This window comes from Microbacterium sp. H1-D42, from assembly GCF_022637555.1.
GTDB lineage: Bacteria > Actinomycetota > Actinomycetes > Actinomycetales > Microbacteriaceae > Microbacterium.
Genome location: NZ_CP093342.1, coordinates 773811 through 787274, shown reverse-complemented (window position 1 = coordinate 787274; position 13464 = coordinate 773811). Strand labels below are relative to the sequence as shown.

Annotated in this window: 12 protein-coding genes; 7 read left to right on the top strand and 5 right to left on the bottom strand. The window is 68.1% G+C overall.

Annotated features, from left to right (window positions below; genetic code table 11):
* Positions 1 to 99 precede the first annotated feature (99 nt).
* Positions 100 to 2661 (top strand): collagenase, encoded by a 2562-nt coding sequence (locus MNR00_RS03645; protein ID WP_241927821.1) that lies wholly within the window; start codon positions 100 to 102, stop codon positions 2659 to 2661.
* Positions 2662 to 2712: 51 nt separating this feature from the next.
* Here the strand turns inward: MNR00_RS03645 and MNR00_RS03640 are convergent, their stop codons facing one another.
* Positions 2713 to 3516, bottom strand: coding sequence for a helix-turn-helix transcriptional regulator (locus MNR00_RS03640; protein WP_241927820.1), 804 nt, complete (start codon positions 3514 to 3516; stop codon positions 2713 to 2715).
* A 170-nt stretch (positions 3517 to 3686) separates the two neighbouring features.
* Here MNR00_RS03640 and MNR00_RS03635 point away from each other — a divergent pair, with 170 nt between their 5' ends.
* Positions 3687 to 4094, top strand: coding sequence for a transferase (locus MNR00_RS03635; RefSeq protein WP_241927819.1), 408 nt, complete (start codon positions 3687 to 3689; stop codon positions 4092 to 4094).
* A gap of 9 nt (positions 4095 to 4103) precedes the next feature.
* On the opposite strand, the gene MNR00_RS03630 is transcribed toward MNR00_RS03635, so the two are convergent.
* The 3 genes from MNR00_RS03630 to MNR00_RS03620 are packed head-to-tail and all read right to left on the bottom strand — an operon-like array spanning position 4104 to position 6400.
* Entirely contained in the window at positions 4104 to 4361 is a 258-nt protein-coding gene (locus MNR00_RS03630; protein WP_241927818.1) for a hypothetical protein, read from the bottom strand.
* Between the two features lie 40 nt (positions 4362 to 4401).
* A complete protein-coding gene (locus MNR00_RS03625; protein WP_241927817.1) occupies positions 4402 to 5061 on the bottom strand; it encodes a response regulator transcription factor in 660 nt (219 codons plus the stop codon).
* Positions 5054 to 6400, bottom strand: a complete 1347-nt coding sequence (locus tag MNR00_RS03620; RefSeq protein ID WP_241927816.1) for an ATP-binding protein — start codon at positions 6398 to 6400, stop codon at positions 5054 to 5056. Before MNR00_RS03620 ends, MNR00_RS03625 begins: the two co-directional genes overlap by 8 nt.
* Before the next feature lie 114 nt (positions 6401 to 6514).
* Between MNR00_RS03620 and MNR00_RS03615 the strand changes: the two genes are divergently transcribed.
* The 4 genes from MNR00_RS03615 to MNR00_RS03600 all read left to right on the top strand — a co-directional run bounded on the left by MNR00_RS03615 (position 6515) and on the right by MNR00_RS03600 (position 10040).
* On the top strand, positions 6515 to 8095 hold the full coding sequence (locus MNR00_RS03615; protein ID WP_241927815.1) for a PspC domain-containing protein: 1581 nt from the start codon (positions 6515 to 6517) through the stop codon (positions 8093 to 8095).
* The gene (locus MNR00_RS03610) at positions 8092 to 8484 is read left to right on the top strand and encodes a hypothetical protein (protein ID WP_241927814.1); all 393 of its coding nucleotides are present in this window, start codon (positions 8092 to 8094) and stop codon (positions 8482 to 8484) included. The genes MNR00_RS03615 and MNR00_RS03610 overlap by 4 nt, the downstream gene beginning before the upstream one ends.
* A 63-nt stretch (positions 8485 to 8547) precedes the next feature.
* On the top strand, positions 8548 to 9237 hold the full coding sequence (locus MNR00_RS03605; protein WP_241927813.1) for a helix-turn-helix domain-containing protein: 690 nt from the start codon (positions 8548 to 8550) through the stop codon (positions 9235 to 9237).
* Positions 9238 to 9272: 35 nt separating this feature from the next.
* A complete protein-coding gene (locus MNR00_RS03600) occupies positions 9273 to 10040 on the top strand; it encodes a LysR family substrate-binding domain-containing protein (protein WP_241927812.1) in 768 nt (255 codons plus the stop codon).
* 9 nt (positions 10041 to 10049) lie between these two features.
* On the opposite strand, the gene MNR00_RS03595 is transcribed toward MNR00_RS03600, so the two are convergent.
* Positions 10050 to 12647 carry an ATP-dependent Clp protease ATP-binding subunit gene (locus MNR00_RS03595; RefSeq protein WP_241927811.1) on the bottom strand — a complete coding sequence of 866 codons (2598 nt, stop codon included), beginning with the start codon at positions 12645 to 12647 and terminating at the stop codon, positions 10050 to 10052.
* 98 nt (positions 12648 to 12745) lie between these two features.
* Here MNR00_RS03595 and MNR00_RS03590 point away from each other — a divergent pair, with 98 nt between their 5' ends.
* A complete protein-coding gene (locus tag MNR00_RS03590; RefSeq protein ID WP_241927810.1) occupies positions 12746 to 13462 on the top strand; it encodes a GMP synthase in 717 nt (238 codons plus the stop codon).
* Positions 13463 to 13464 lie beyond the last annotated feature (2 nt).

The following is a 13464-nucleotide window of genomic DNA, read 5'->3' as shown; positions in this document are numbered from 1 at the left end:
CTGCGTTCTCCGAGACGAGTGCCTCAGACAAGGCCTCGAACATTCCGATCGCAGGAAGAAGGAACCATGACAGTACGCATGATGCGTCGAGGAGCGACGATGCTCCTCAGCGTCGCTGTGTGCGCGGGGATCGCCCTCGTGTCACCCACGGCGGCATTCGGCACCTCCGCGGCGCCGGACCCGGGTCAGGACGATTCGACATCCGCTCCGTCCTATATCTCGGGGCTTGTGAGTCCGGAAAGCGTGGAAGAAGTCGCGGCGCTTCCTCCGATCTCGGCGAACACCGACGCGCTGCGCACCGTTGCCGGCGAGCCGGAGACCGCGCCAGAGCGGCCTTCGATGCAGCAGCGCACCGCGTCGAAGACGATGGGAGCTCGGGCTGCGGCAGCGGCCTGCACGACCGCCGACTTCGCGGCGGCCTCTCCCTCTGCACTCTCGGATCTCATCACCTCCAGCACGACCGACTGCGTGAACACCCTTTTCTCCGTGACGGGTGAGCAGGCCGCTGATATCTTCACCGAGTCGAAGATGGTCGCGGCGGCGAACGCGCTGAGAACGGTCGCGCAGTCCTATGCGGGTGACAACTCGACGTCCGCGGCTCAACTGGTGCTGTTCCTGCGCGCGGGGTACTACGTGCAGTACTACAACTCCTCCGTCGTCCCCGCCTTCGGCACCGCGCTGCGTGCCGCTGTCAGCGGTGCGCTCGATGAGTTCTTCGGCAACCCGCGGTCGCAGGATGTCAGCGACGCGAACGGAGAGACGCTTTCCGAGGCCGTGACGCTCATCGACAGCGCCGAACTCAATGACCGCTACATCCACGTCGTGAAGCGGCTGCTGACCGACTACGACGCGAATTACGATTCTTCCTGGTGGATGCTGAATGCCGTCAACGGCACATTCACAGTGCTGTTCCGAGGGCATCAGGTACCCGCGTTCGTCCAGCAGGTCGCCGCTGACACCTCGCTGCTGAGCGTTCTGCGCGACTTCGCGCTCGAGCATGTCGATCTGATCGGCGGCGACAATGCGTACCTCGTGACCAACGCGGGTCGCGAACTGGGTCGATTCCTCGGCGATCCCGAGGTGAAGGCCGCTGTGAAGCCGATGGTGAAGTCCGTGCTCGATCAGACATCCCTCGACGGCGCGACTTCTGGCCTCTGGGTCGCTGTCGCGCAGATGGCTGACTGGTATGACGCCGCGGACTGCAGCTACTACGGCACGTGCGATCTGCAGGAGCGCATCGAAGCACACGTGCTGCCGACGACCCACGTCTGCAGCTCGAGCATCACGATTCGCGCACAGGACATGAACTCGGCAGAGCTGGACGACAGTTGCGCGAGCCTCAACGCGCAGGACGCCTACTTCCACGCCGTCGCGAAGGATCCCGGCCCCGTGCCGGACGACGTGAACACCAACATCGAAGTGGTGGTCTTCGACTCAAGCGACGACTACCAGACGTACGCCGGCTCACTGTTCGGAATCGACACGAACAACGGCGGCATGTACCTGGAGGGCGACCCTTCGCAGGCGAACAACAAGGCTCGCTTCATCGCCTACGAAGCCGAGTGGCTCCGGCCCGACTTCGCCATCTGGAACCTCAACCACGAGTACACGCACTACCTCGACGGCCGGTTCAACATGCACGGCGACTTCACCGAGAACATCTCGACACCGACGATCTGGTGGGTCGAAGGCTTCGCAGAGTACATCTCGTACCACTACCGCGCGGTGCCGTACACGGAAGCACAGCAGCTCGCGGCGACAGGGCAGTACAAGCTCAGCACCCTGTTCGACACGACGTACGACCATGGCACTGATCGCATCTACCGCTGGGGCTACCTGGCAGTCAGCTTCATGCTGAACGAGCGCCCGGACGAGATGCAGACCGTACTCGGCAAGTACCGCTCGGGTGACTGGGCCGCCGCCCGCAGTTATCTGAAGGACAGCATCGGCACCGCGGACGACGACGCGTTCGCTGCATTCCTCGCCAAATGCGCGCAGGGTGACTGTTCGGCAGATCTCGGCGGAGGCGAGCAGCCGCCGCAGAACCAGGCTCCGACTGCGGCCTTCACGGTCGAGGCTGATGGTCTGACAGCGACGTTCACCGACGGTTCCAGCGACACCGACGGCCAGATCGCGAACCGCACCTGGAGCTTCGGAGACGGAACGACCTCCACCGAGAAGAGCCCAGTCGTCACTTACGCAGAAACGGGCACGTTCACCGTGAAGCTCACCGTCACCGATGACAAGGGCGCGACGGCCACAGCCACGCGCTCGGTGACCGTCACGGCGCCAGACACGGGCAACCCCGACCCCGATGACACGTGGACGGTTCCGGAATGCGCCGATCCCGACGTGCGACTGCTCGGTCAGGCGTGCGGACGAATGGGGCTCACCGCCGAGGAGGGCGACACCGCGTACCTGCTCGTGTGGGTTCCGTCCGGCACCCCGCAGCTGACTGTCACGTCGGGCGGAGGGAGCGGTGACGCCGATCTCTACGTCGGTCACTCTGGTTGGGCCAGCCCCCAGAACCACGTGGCGCGCTCAACCAGTGCCGGTAACGGCGAGCAGGTCGTGATCGACTGGCCAGCGTCGGGATGGAACTACGTCACGCTGCTGGGAGTCGAGGACTTCGCGAATGTGAGCGTCATCGCCCACTACTGAGGTCGATGCCCGATCGTCGAGTGACGATCGGGCATCGTGGAGGCTTCGGCGTCAACGCGCCGGGGCCTCCACGTGCGTCTGAGGTTGGGAGTCATTCCCGAGACTCGGGAAGAACCGGCTCACCAACAGCCCCAACTGGAATCTTCCCCGTGCGCCGAGCCGCAGCTGGATGGTCTGAATCTGCCGTTGAACCGTGCGGGTGCTGACGCCGAGGGATCGGGCGATGCTGGCATCGGTGCGCCCGAGCACAAGGTATCTGAGCAGCTGGATCTGATCACCGGTGAGGATCCCCACGATGTCGGGGCGCCGCTCAGTCACCGGGATCGCGCGGGTCCACACCATGTCGAACATCTCGCAGAAGTAGCTCACGACCGCGGGATGCGCTGAGTGAAAGCCGAGCTGCTCGGCATCGGGATACCCGCTGGCGATGACCAGCACCTCCTGACCATCTCGGATGAGCACCCGCGAGGGAACATGGTCGAAGACGCGGGCGTCCTCCCCCTGCGCTATCGCGCTGAGTGTCGCCTCGAGATGGGCGTCCTGATCGAAGATGCCCGTCGAGTACACGACCCGATACCTCACGCCGGTGGCGAGTGCGACGGTCTGCGAGGGGCTCTGACCTCGCGTCTCGGCGCAGTAGTCGCCGTTGTCGAGCGCGTCGACCGAGTGCGTCGCCGAGAGCTGGAGAGAGCTGAACAGCTGATTCATGTCCGTGTGCGTAGCTATCGCCTCACCCAGAGGCGGCTCATCAGGCTGCTCACGTGTGACATCCAGCCCCGTCGCGCTCGTCTCACCAGACGCTCGGGCGGAGCGGAGGAGCGCTTCGAGTCGATCGGTGAGTTCCACTGCATCCATCGGCACGCCTTCGTCGTCGGAATCCTTGAAGCCTAGCCCGCGTCGCCCGGAAAGCGGCACGAGATGGCAGCTTTACGCCAACGCACTCGCCGACATCCCCGATCGGGAATGTATCGAGCGGGTCCGTGGTTGTTCACTTACTGGGACTAGCCCGGAATTCGGGAGGAATCGTGGGTAAGAACTACATCGATATCGAGGACGACCAGGGCGCGACGCTGCGATATCGCAAGCACGTGAACGGTCGCGGCCTCGTCGCGCATGGTGCGAAGGTGAATCCGAAGGCCTTCGTCGAGATCGGCGCCTATATCGAACCCGGTGCGCGCGTCGGAGCGGGGGCGCGCATCGCCCGTGGCGCGTGGATCGAACCGGATGCCGTGATCGGCGAGAACGCGCGGATCGACGCGCACGCGCACATCGGATCCGGCGCCGCCGTCGGCGAGAACGCCTGGATCGGCGTGCGCACTGAGATCGGCGCAGGCGCGCGGGTCGCACGCGGCACGCGAATCGGGCACGACGAGATCGTGGCACCGGGAACGAAGGTCGTCACCGACCAGAAGGGACTGTGGCTGGCGGCCTGAGCCCGCCAGTCACCGCGACGCTTCGCGATCGAGCGCGGGCGAAGAGCGCCGGCTGGACCACCACAGCCAGACGCCGATCGCGCAGCTGACCGCGACCCAGGCCACTGCGCCGACGGCGATCACGATATACCTCGTCTCGGTCTCCGCTCCGGCGTACGGCTGAGAGTCCGACCAGTCGAGCAGAAGGCGCACGAAGAGTGCGCCGGAGAGCAGTCCGACGAGCGGGACGACGATCGCCGCGACCCGTCGTCTCGTTCTCTTCTGCACTGCGTCACCTCCTCGGTTCCATTCTCGAGCCGACTTCGCTCTAGAGCAGTCGCCGCTCCGACGCCCACACCGTGAGCTCGTGACGCGACGAGAGCTGCAGCTTGCGCAGCACCGACGACACGTGCGTCTCGACGGTCTTGATCGAGATGAACAGCTCGCTCGCGACCTCTTTGTAGGCGTATCCGCGGGCGATCAGCCGCATGACCTCCTGCTCGCGGGACGACAGCCGATCGAGTTCGTCATCGACAGCCGCGGTCTCGCCGGCGACAGCGCCGAAAGCATCGAGCACGAATCCAGCCAGACGCGGTGAGAACACGGCGTCGCCGTCTGCGACGGCATGCACCGCCTGCGAGACCTCGATGCCGGAGGAGCCCTTCGTGATGTAGCCGCGAGCACCGGCGCGGATCACGCGCACGACGTCTTCAGCAGCATCCGACACACTCAGCGCGAGAAAGCGCGCGCTGGTCGGCGTCGAGCTGCGGATCACCGTCTCGCCGCCAGTCGCGTCCGCCCCGCCGCCACCGGGCAGGTGCACATCGAGCAGCACGACGTCAGGTTGCGTCTCGCCGATCACGGCGATCGCCGACGGCACGTCGGCCGCCTCGCCGACGACCTCGACGGTCGCGTCGAGGTCGGCCCGCAGGCCGGAGCGGAAGATGGAGTGGTCGTCGACGATCACCACTCGGATGCTGTCAACCACGACTCTCCTCCGCACTCGCCGATCCCGACGCGGGCGCCACGGCCGCCGATCCCGACGCAGCCGTCGCCACCGGCGATCCGACACCACCAGTCCCCGTGCCGACGATCCACAGGTGCACTTCGGTGCCTCCTCCGTCGCTGCGCACGGTCGCGGATCCGCCGGCCCGTCGCATCCGACCGATGATCGACTCGCGCACGCCGAGCCGGTCACTCGGCACCGCACTCAGGGCGAACCCGGCACCGCGGTCGCGGATGTAGACGTCGACGCCGGTCACCGCACCTTCGATGTACACCGATACGTCGCCGCCCGCGTGCCTGGCGGCGTTCAGCATCGCTTCGCGTGCGGCAGCGGCCAGCTCACCGCTGGCCCGCTCGGTGGACAGTCCAGCCGAGACCACATCGATGTGCGCGGGGTAGTCGAGCTCGAGCGCCCCGGCGTAGTCGCGCAAGTCGGTGGCCAGGTCGCTGTCGGCAGGGGCATCTCCGTCGTACAGCCATGCCCGCAGCTCGCGCTCCTGCGCGCGGGCCAGGCGCGCAGCCTCGCTCGACGCCCCGGCACGGTTCTGGATCAGGGCGAGGGTCTGCAGCACCGAATCGTGCAGGTGCGCGGCCATCTCGCTGCGCTGCTCCTCGCGGATACGGCGGATGCGCTCGCCCTGCAGCTCACGCCAGCGATGCGCGAACGACGACGAGAACACCGCGAGCAGGCCGAGGATCGGCAGCAGCATCAGGATCGGCGATGCGGGTCGCATCGTCAGCACGATGAGCAGCAGCACGAGCAGCGCCACGGCGATCCCTCTGACGATGCTGGCGTGCCGTGTGCCCCGCGCGGGGTCGGTGCGATCCACCAGCTCGGCCCAGAGCCCTGCTCCGGCGAGCAGCGCCACGACGAGCACCAGTGAAGCCACGTCGTACGCGAACGACGACAGATCACCGAGATCCGACTGAGGGATCCCCGCGAAGTAGAAGTACCCCGAGCCCACCTGCGGCAACACGATGAGTTCGAGCACGACGGCGCTCGCCAGCAGGATCCACGCGACCGGAACCTTCCGCGACGGCGCCGACTCGCCCTGCTCCCACGGCATGAACGCCCAGCACCACACGTACAGCAGCACACCGGCGCCACCGAGCAGCGTGAGAGCGAGGAACAGCATCCGCACCACCCACACGCGCGCGCCGAGGTGGCGGGCGACGCCGGCGGCGGTGCCAGAGACGGCGCACTCGCGCACCCGCGTCAGTGCGGGGCGCGGCGGGGCGGCGACGCGGCGCGGACGCGGCGCGAAGTGCGCGGCCTGTGCGACGTGCGCATCGGATGCTGCGTGCGCGGCGGAAGAGGACATGACGCCATCCAATCATCGGATGCCCTCGCCAGACCCCCTGAGAGCACAGGATCAGGGTTCAGTCAGGGGTTCACCCCATGGCACGCACCACCACCTGACCGACAGGATCGAAGCATGACGATTCCGACCGCACCGCCGTCCGGCGACAACCGGTTCTTCTCGTGGGTCGCAGGACTCGGCATCGCGCGGTCGGAGGGCTGGATCGGCGGGGTCGCCGCCGGCATCGCCGCCCGCCTGCGCATCGATCCCCTGATCGTCCGCGGCATCCTCGTGGTCGCGACGCTGTGCGGTCTGCCGCTGATCCTGCTGTACGCCATCGCCTGGGCGCTGCTGCCTGACGCCGAGGGCCGCATCCACGCCCGCACACTGGTGCATGGGCACTACGAGCCGGCGCAGCTCGGCATCCTCGCCGGTGTCGTGATCGGGCTGATGACGCTGTGGCCGCTCTCGGCGCTGAGCCTGTTCTTCCGCATCGTCACGGGGCCCTACAACGGGTACGACTACGGTTTCGGCGGCCCGTCAGGCCTCAGCATCTTCGGCTTCTTCCTCGGGCTGGCACTGGTCATCGTGCTGCTCGTCTTCATCGTGCGCGCTGCGCGCCGCACCCCCGGAGGTTCTCCGACCGACCCGCGAACGGCTTCCGCGGCGACGGTCGCTCCGGTCTCGTTCGTCTCAGCCGGCGACTCGGGTATCGCCGCTGAGACGGACGGGCGAGGGGCGGATGCCGGGGGGATCGCATTCGCTGCGATGATGGCATCCGCCCCCGCCCTCGAACGCCCGGCCGAACCGGCCGAACCCGCCCAGCCCTCCGATCCTTCCGACCTCGGCGCCTGGCGTGAGCAGCACGCCGCCTGGCAGCAGCAGGAGCGCGCATGGCGCGACCAGCAGCAGGATGCCGATCGCGTCGCACGCGAGCAGGCTCGCCGCGAACGCGAGGAGACCGCGGCCGCATTCTCGGCCGAGGCGGCCGAGAGACGCCGCGTGCGCAGGGATTCGAAGCCGCGCGCGAGCTTCGCGTACGTCGCCACGGCGATCGGTCTCGCGCTGGTCACCGGTGCGGTCGTGTGGCTGTGGTCGCAGACTCCGGATGCTGTCACGGTCGGCCTTGCGCTGTTCTCGGCCTCCCTCGTGCTGGCGCTCGGCATGATCATCACCGGCATCGCGCGGCGACGCAGCGGCTTCCTGGCTTTCGTCACAGCGGTGACGCTGTTCGGTGCGATGATCGCCGGCATCGGCGCGACGGTGGGCGATGTGAGGTTCGGCCAGGTGCAACTGTCGAATGCCGCACCGGTCGACCTGCGCCAGCCGTTCGGCTTCACAGCTCTTTGGCTGTATCCGTTCGAGGAGGGTCGGTCTGAGCCGATCACGGTGCACAAGGGCGAAGGCTTCACCCAGATCAACGTCGATCAGGGCGTGCAGCTGGATCTCACCGCCACGATCGGCGACGACGTGAGTGTGAACTGGACGCAGGTGGCGCTCCACGCGGATGGCTCCTCCGAGCCCGGTGACAGCGGTACGTGGACCGGCCGGCCGCTCGGCGACGGCACGAACATCATCCACGAGTCCGTCACCTCCGCCAATGATCCGACAGCTGAGACCACCGTGATCACGCGAGCACCGGTCACGATCGACCAGGATTCCGGAACCATCTACGTCACCTACTACGTGCGCGCCGACGAGGAGACCTCCGAATGAACACCGAGCGGATCAACCCCGAACCCCTGAACGCGCAGCCGACGCTGCCGCTGCTGGCTGCCGAGGTGGCCGACGCCACGACGGTGGATGCTGTGGCGTCCCCCGACACCGCAGCATCCACCGGTCCTGCTGCCTCCCCCGCTCTCACCCCGCGCACCCGCTGGGCTGCGATCGTCTGGGGCGTCTTCTTCGCGGCCCTGGCGTGGACTGGGATCTGGATTCTCAGCTCGTCCGCCCGACGCGACGACCTGACCGACTGGTTCGCCGGCCTCACCCCTGGCACGATAGCCGCCGTCAGCCTGCTGTCGCTGGGGGTGCTCGTCCTGATCGCTGGGCTGGTCGGCCTGATCCGCCGCGCTCAGCGCGCGGCGCGGCCGAGCCAGCCGTAACCCTGCCCCTCAGTGGTCGGTCCGGTCGTTTCTAAAAGCGAGTACACTGTTTGTTAGAGACCCATGAGCACCACCGACCGTGCAGTGAGCATCGGCGCACTCGCCGACGAGACCCGGCGCGCCCTCTACGAGTTCATCGCCGCGCAGCCAGACCCCGTCACGCGCGACACCGCCGCTGACGCCATCGAGATACCGGCGCACATGGCCCGCTTCCACCTCGACAAGCTCGTCGAGGTGGGGCTGCTCGAAACGGAGTTCCGCCGACTGAGCGGCCGCACCGGCCCCGGAGCGGGCCGCCCGTCCAAGCTGTACCGCCGCGCCACCGGAACGATCGCCGTCTCACTGCCCGAGCGCCGCTACGACCTGGTCGGCCACCTGCTCGCCGGTGCGATCGAACGCGCCGGCGACGGGATGCCGCTGTCGGATGCTGTCGACGCGGTCGCCCGCGAAGAAGGACGCCTCATCGCAGCATCCGCGACAGCATCCGATTCGCCCGACGGGGAGGCCCCCGACGACCTCGTGCGCATCGCCACGGTGCTCGACGCGCATGGCTACGAGCCGCGCCGCGGGGGCGATGCGCTCACACTCGCGAACTGCCCCTTCGACTCGCTCGCCCGCGACCACACCCAGCTGGTGTGCTCGGCGAACCTCGCGCTGATCGACGGCATCCTCGACGGACTCGGCTGCGAGCAGCTCTGCGCGCACGGCGAACCGCACGAAGGCCAGTGCTGTGTGGCCGTGCGCCCGGCCTGAACCACCCCGCTGGCGGCGGCCGCTACGCTGAACCGATGAAGAACGACCGGCGTCGACCTGCACGTGGGGCCCGTCCGGCGCGTCCTGGTTCGGGCAAGCCCGCGCCCAAGAAGGGTGCACAGGGCAAGGGAGCACCGGGCAAGAGTACGCAGAAGAAGGCCCCGGCGAAGCGCTTCGACGAGCCCAAGCCGGCCCCCGAAGAGCCGCGCACGTTCCGCCTCGGGATCATCCCTGGTGCGACGCCCGGCAAGTGGATCGACGCGTGGAAAGAGCGCATGCCGCACGTCGAGATCGAGCTCGTTCCGCTCACCGTCGCCGCGCAGCGCGAGTTCTTCGATGACGGCGCAGAGCAGGTGGATGCTGGGATCGTGCGACTGCCGGTCGAGCGCCCGGAAGACCTGCATGTGATCCCGCTGTACGAAGAGATCCCGGTCGTGGTGGCTGCGATCGATTCGTTCCTGCTGGCGACCGATCGACTGACCGCCGACGACCTGGTCCGACAGGTGCTGATCACCCCGGCCGACGATGTGCTCGGGCCGCTGGATCTGCCGACCATCGCGCCGAGCTTCCCGCAGGTCGCGACCACCGAAGAGGCCATCGCCACAGCCGCGAGCGGCGTCGGGATCGTCGTGGTGCCGATGTCGCTGGCGCGCCTGCATCACCGCAAGGACGTCGACTACCGCCCTCTCCTGGCCGGTCCCGTCTCGCCGGTGGGCGTCGCATGGCGCCGCGACACGACCACGCCCGACGTCGACGCTTTCGTCGGCATCGTGCGCGGCCGCACCACGAACTCCTCGCGCTGAGGTCTTACGTCAGACCGCGGCGAGCGCAGCGGACTCCACGCGCAGCGCGTCGTCCACAGCATCCACCCGCACCCGACCGCCATCGGCCAGCGACCCTGCGACCAGCAGGTCGGCAATGCGATCGTCGACCTCACGCTGGATCAGCCGGCGCAGCGGACGCGCACCGTACTCGGGCTCGTAGCCGTGCTCGCCGAGCCACTCCACCGCGGCATCCGTCACCTCGAGCGTGATGTCCCTCGCCGACAGGCGCTGCGCACTGGCATCCAGCATCAGGCGCACGATGCGTCCGAGCTCGTCGCGCGACAGCTTCTGGAACAGCACGATCTCGTCGATGCGGTTCAGGAACTCCGGACGCATCGCCTCACGCAGCTTGCCCATCACGCGGTCGCGAAGGTCCTTCTGCGACGCGAAACCGTTCGCCGACCCGTCCTGCGATGCCACGAAGCCGAGCGCACCCGACCGCGACGCGAGAAACTCCGACCCGATGTTGGAGGTCATCACGATCACCGTGTTGCGGAAGTCGACCGTGCGGCCCTGGCCATCGGTCAGACGCCCATCGTCGAGCACCTGCAGCAGCAGGTTGAACACGTCAGGGTGGGCCTTCTCGATCTCGTCGAACAGCACGATCGAGTACGGGTTGCGCCGCACGCGCTCGGTGAGCTGCCCGGCCTCGTCGTAGCCGACGTATCCAGGAGGAGCACCGACAAGACGCGACACGGTGTGCCGCTCGCCGAACTCGCTCATGTCGAAGCGGATCACGGCGTTCTCGTCGTCGAACAGGCGGTCGGCCAGAGCCTTCGCCAGCTCGGTCTTGCCGACCCCGGTGGGACCGAGGAACAGGAACGAGCCGACAGGGCGACGCGCGTCGCCCATGCCGGTGCGGCTGCGGCGGACGGCGCGCGCCACGGCGGCGACTGCGTCATCCTGCCCGATCACGCGGGTGTGCAGGTCGGACTCGAGGTCGCCGAGTCGCGCGCGCTCGGTCTCGGTGAGGCGGCTGACGGGGATGCCGGTGGCGCGCGAGATCACCGCAGCGATCTCGACCTCGTCCACGACGGCGGCCGGCTGCGAGCCGAACGCGGAACGCGAGCCGACGGCCGACTGCGAGCCGGATGCCAGTTGTGCACCGCCCCCGGACGGCCGGGCCTCATCGATGCGGTGCTGCACGCGAGACATCTCATCACGCAAGCGCAGCGCCTCCTCATAATGCTCCGCGCCGACGGCGGCGTTCTTCTGCGCCTCCAGGTCGGCGAGCTCGGCGAACAGCGACTCGACATCGGTCGGCACGCCGAGGCGCAGCCGCAGTCGGGCACCGGCCTGGTCGATCAGGTCGATCGCCTTGTCCGGCAGCACGCGGTCGGGCAGGTAGCGGGCACTGAGTTCGACGGCGGCGCGCAGCGCCTCGTCGGCGTACGTCACGGCGTGGTGCTCCTCATAGGCCGGCTTCAGTCCCTCCAGGATCTTCACCGCGTCTTCGATGGACGGCTCCGCCACCTTCACCGGCTGGAACCGACGCTCCAGCGCCGGGTCCTTCTCGATGCGGCGGTATTCGCTCAGCGTGGTCGCGCCCACGAGGTGCAGGTCGCCGCGCGCCAGGCGCGGCTTGAGGATGTTGCCGGCATCCATCCCGCCCTCGCCGGATCCGCCGGCGCCGACGACGGTGTGCACCTCGTCGATGAAGACGATGATCTCGCCCTTGTGCGCGGCGATCTCATCCATGGTCTTGGTGAGACGCTCCTCGAAGTCGCCGCGGTAGCGGGTGCCGGCGAGCATCGCGGGCAGGTCGAGTGCGATGACGCGGCGGCCGTGCAGCTGCGCGGGGACGGCGTCGTCGACGATCGCGCGGGCGAGCCCCTCGACGATGGCGGTCTTGCCGACGCCGGCCTCCCCGATCAGCACCGGGTTGTTCTTCGTTCGACGACTGAGGATCTCGATGGTCTGCTCGATCTCTCCGGCGCGGCCGATGACGGGGTCGAGTTCACCCGCCCTGGCCTGCGCGGTGAGGTCAAGGCCGTACTGGTCGAGCATCGGAGTGTCGGATGCTGCAGCCGCAGCAGTCTCGGGCACAGCCTCGCCACCCGCGTGCACGGGCTCGCGCAGCCCCTGTGTGAGGGCTTCGGCGGTGACGCCGGCGCGCGCCAGGATCTGCCCTGCTGGCACGTCCTGCCCGAGCACGAGTGCGAAGAAGAGGTGCTCTGGCTCGATGTAGGTGGAGCCGGACGACCGGGCGACCTGGTAGGCGTGGAACAGCGCCCGGCTGGCGCTGGGCGTGATGGTCGCCGCATCCTGCGACGAGGGTTCGCCAGGCATGGGCAGGCGCGCTTCGACGGCCTCGATGATGGACGCCGGACGCACGCCGATCCGCTCGACCGCCTGCACGACGGCGTCGTCTTCGACGATCATGCGCAGCACGTGCAGTGCGTCGAGCTCGGTCTGGCCGCGCTCCAGGGCGAAGCGGCCGGCGCGCTGCAGGATCTGCTGCGTGCGCGCGGTGAGGAACCGGCTGAGGTCGATGGAGCGCGCTTGGCGCGCCTGTTCGCCGGCGAGATAGCGGGAAAGGAACTCGTCGAACGAGCCCGAGCCGCCATCGGTGAAGTCGTTGGACATCGCGTCCTCCTTAAAGTTGAGCGTACTTCACTCAAGTTCAACGACGTCCGGTTACGGGTATTCCCGCATGCCCCGATTCGTCGCAATAGACTCGCGACATGTCTTCGGTGCTGTATGTGTGCGTCCGCCCCGAGCGGAGTGCGGCAGACGCCGAGCATCGCTCGTTCAGCCGCGGCCTCGGGCTCGGGATGCTCGATCGGATCGACCTGCTGCACGCATCGCTGGAGACGGTGGAATGGCAGCAGTACGACGGCTTCGTGATCGGCGGCTCACCCTTCAACGTCACCGACGCGGTCAAGAGCGACTACCAGCAGGCGGTCGAGCACGACCTCGAGCGCATCGCCACCCGCGCGCTCGACGGCGAGACGACGGCGCTGTTCACCTGCTACGGCATCGGCGTCGTGACGCGCATGCTCGGCGGCACGGTGGACACCACCCAGCCCGAGCAGGCCAGCGCGACCCGCATCACGCTCACCGAGGCGGGTCTTGCAGATCCGCTGTTCGGGCCTGGGGGCCAGGATCTGTCGGTGTTCACGGCGCACAAGGAATCGGCCCGCGAGACCCCGCCAGGGGCCGTGCTGCTGGCGACCAACGCGGCCTGCCGCGTGCAGGCGTATCGCGTGGGCGACCACCTGTACGCGACCCAGTTCCACCCCGAGGCCTCACCGCAGGACTTCGCCGACCGGATGGCCGTGTACCGGGCATCCGGATACTTCGACCCGGCACAGTACGACGCCACCGAGCGGGCCGTGCTGTCAGCATCCGTCGACGGCGACGACCTGCTCGCACGCTTCCCCCGCCTGCTCGGCGGCTGACC

What these genes read in the sequence shown, in the direction of transcription:
- MNR00_RS03600 (WP_241927812.1), top strand. Translation starts at nt 9,273, where the DNA reads ATGAAGAACGACCGGCGTCGACCTGCACGTGGGGCCCGTCCGGCGCGT.
- MNR00_RS03640 (WP_241927820.1), bottom strand. Translation starts at nt 3,516, where the DNA reads ATGGATGCAGTGGAACTCACCGATCGACTCGAAGCGCTCCTCCGCTCC.
- MNR00_RS03595 (WP_241927811.1), bottom strand. Translation starts at nt 12,647, where the DNA reads ATGTCCAACGACTTCACCGATGGCGGCTCGGGCTCGTTCGACGAGTTC.
- MNR00_RS03605 (WP_241927813.1), top strand. Translation starts at nt 8,548, where the DNA reads ATGAGCACCACCGACCGTGCAGTGAGCATCGGCGCACTCGCCGACGAG.
- MNR00_RS03610 (WP_241927814.1), top strand. Translation starts at nt 8,092, where the DNA reads ATGAACACCGAGCGGATCAACCCCGAACCCCTGAACGCGCAGCCGACG.
- MNR00_RS03620 (WP_241927816.1), bottom strand. Translation starts at nt 6,400, where the DNA reads ATGTCCTCTTCCGCCGCGCACGCAGCATCCGATGCGCACGTCGCACAG.
- MNR00_RS03590 (WP_241927810.1), top strand. Translation starts at nt 12,746, where the DNA reads ATGTCTTCGGTGCTGTATGTGTGCGTCCGCCCCGAGCGGAGTGCGGCA.
- MNR00_RS03615 (WP_241927815.1), top strand. Translation starts at nt 6,515, where the DNA reads ATGACGATTCCGACCGCACCGCCGTCCGGCGACAACCGGTTCTTCTCG.
- MNR00_RS03645 (WP_241927821.1), top strand. Translation starts at nt 100, where the DNA reads ATGCTCCTCAGCGTCGCTGTGTGCGCGGGGATCGCCCTCGTGTCACCC.